This is a genomic window from Roseisolibacter sp. H3M3-2 (genome assembly GCF_029211165.1).
In the GTDB taxonomy this organism is placed as follows: Bacteria; Gemmatimonadota; Gemmatimonadetes; order Gemmatimonadales; family Gemmatimonadaceae; genus Roseisolibacter.
This window is the reverse complement of the sequence record NZ_JARGEK010000597.1, coordinates 1-1,842: the sequence shown is the minus strand read 5'-3', so window position 1 is coordinate 1,842 and position 1,842 is coordinate 1. Positions and strand designations below refer to the sequence as shown.

Below are 1,842 nucleotides of genomic sequence, written 5' to 3'. Positions count from 1 at the left end.
GGATGGCGCCGGCCGCCGCGTCCGCGCCCGCCCCCGCGCCCGGCGTGGTCCCCGCGCTCCCCGCCGCCCCGGGCGGCGACGCCTTCGCCCGGCCGCTCACCGCCGCCGAGCAGGGGTGGGTCGACCGCACCCTCGCCCAGCTGCCGCTGCGCGACCGCGTCGCCCAGCTGGTGAGCGTGTGGGTGCTGGGCGACTACGTGAACGCCGAGGACCCGACCTTCGTGCGGATCCGCGACTGGATCGCCCGCGAGCACGTCGGCGGCGTCATCATGTCGCTCGGCTCCCCGCTGGAGGTGGCCGCCAAGGTCAACTCGATGCAGCGCCTCGCGCTGGCGACGCCGGCCAAGGTGCCGCTGCTCGTGTCGAGCGACCTGGAGCCCGGCCTCGGGCGGTTCGAGGGGGGGACGTTCCTCCCGGTGAACACGAGCTGGCTGAGCGCGGGCACCGCGACCGTGCTGCCGACCAACATGGCGATCGGCGCCACCGGCCGCCCCGAGGACGCGCGGCAGGCGGGAGCCATCGTCGGGCGCGAGGCGCGCGCCGCCGGGGTCCACGTGGTGTACGCGCCGGTGGTGGACGTGAACAACAACCCGGGCAACCCGGTCATCAACGTCCGCTCGTTCGGCGAGGACCCGGCCGCGGTGGCGCGGATGGCGGCGGAGTTCGTGCGCGGGCTGCAGGGCGAGGGGGTCGCCGGCGTGGCGAAGCACTTCCCCGGGCACGGCGACACCGACGTCGACTCGCACAACGCGCTGCCGGTGATCCGCTCCGACCTGGCGCGGTTCCAGTCGGTGGAGCTGGTGCCGTTCCGCGCCGCCGCGCAGGCGGGGGTGGCCGGGGTGATGAGCGCGCACATCGCGCTGCCGGCGATCCAGGGCGACGGCACGACCCCCGCGACGCTCGCGCCGCGCGTGATGACCGGGCTGCTGCGCGACTCGGTCGGCTTCCGCGGCGCCGTCTTCACCGACGCCATGACGATGGAGGGCGTCGGCCAGGGCTACCCGATCGAGCGCAGCTGCCCGCTGGCGATCCAGGCCGGCAACGACGTGCTGCTGATGCCGAGCGACGTCACGCGCTGCGTGGACGCGGTGGTGGCCGCCGTCGGGCGCGGCGAGATCGCGGCCGAGCGGATCGACGCGTCGGCGCGCCGGGTGCTGGGGCTCAAGGTGCGCACGGGCGCCGTGGCGCGCCCGCTGGTGGACCTGGAGGCGCTGCGCGCGACCGTGGGCGCGCCGGCGCACTGGGCGTCGGCGCGGCTCATCGCGCAGCGGGCAGTGACGCTGCTGCGCGACAGCGCGGGGCTCGTGCCGGCGACCGCCGGTTCGATCACCGCCGTCGTGTACGCCCCCGAGACCGAGGCGGTCGCCGGGCTCTCGTTCGTCGCCGAGCTGCGCGCCGGCGGGCGCACGGTGCGCGACTTCCGAATCACGCCGCGCTCGTCGGTCGCCGCGCTCGACTCGCTGGCCGCGCTGGCCGCGGCCAGCGACCGCATCGTCGTCATGACGTACACGCGGACGCTCGAAGGGTCCGGGCGGCTCGCGATCCCGGCGCACATCAACGCCTGGATCGACCGGCTGGCCGGCACGGGGAAGCTGATCGTGGTCGCCGGCGGCAACCCGTACGTGATCAAGCAGTTCCCGCGCGTCGGCACGTACCTGGTGACCTACGGCCGCGGCGACGCGCTGGAGCGCGCGGCCGCGCAGGCCGTGCTCGGGCGCGCGCCCATCGGCGGCAAGGCGCCGGTGACGCTCCCCGGCTTCTTCGCCCGCGGCGACGGGCTGCAGCGCGGGGGGACGCCGTGAGGCGCGCCCGCGGGGCGGTGGGCGCGGCGGGCGCCGGCTC

The 1,842-nt window shown here is 76.8% G+C and carries 1 protein-coding gene; it reads left to right on the top strand.

Going from position 1 to position 1,842, the window contains the following annotated elements:
* A partial coding sequence (locus PYV61_RS24935) for a glycoside hydrolase family 3 N-terminal domain-containing protein (protein WP_275836586.1) occupies positions 1 to 1,802 on the top strand: 1,802 nt, incomplete at its 5' end.
* Between the last annotated feature and the right edge of the window lie 40 nt (positions 1,803 to 1,842).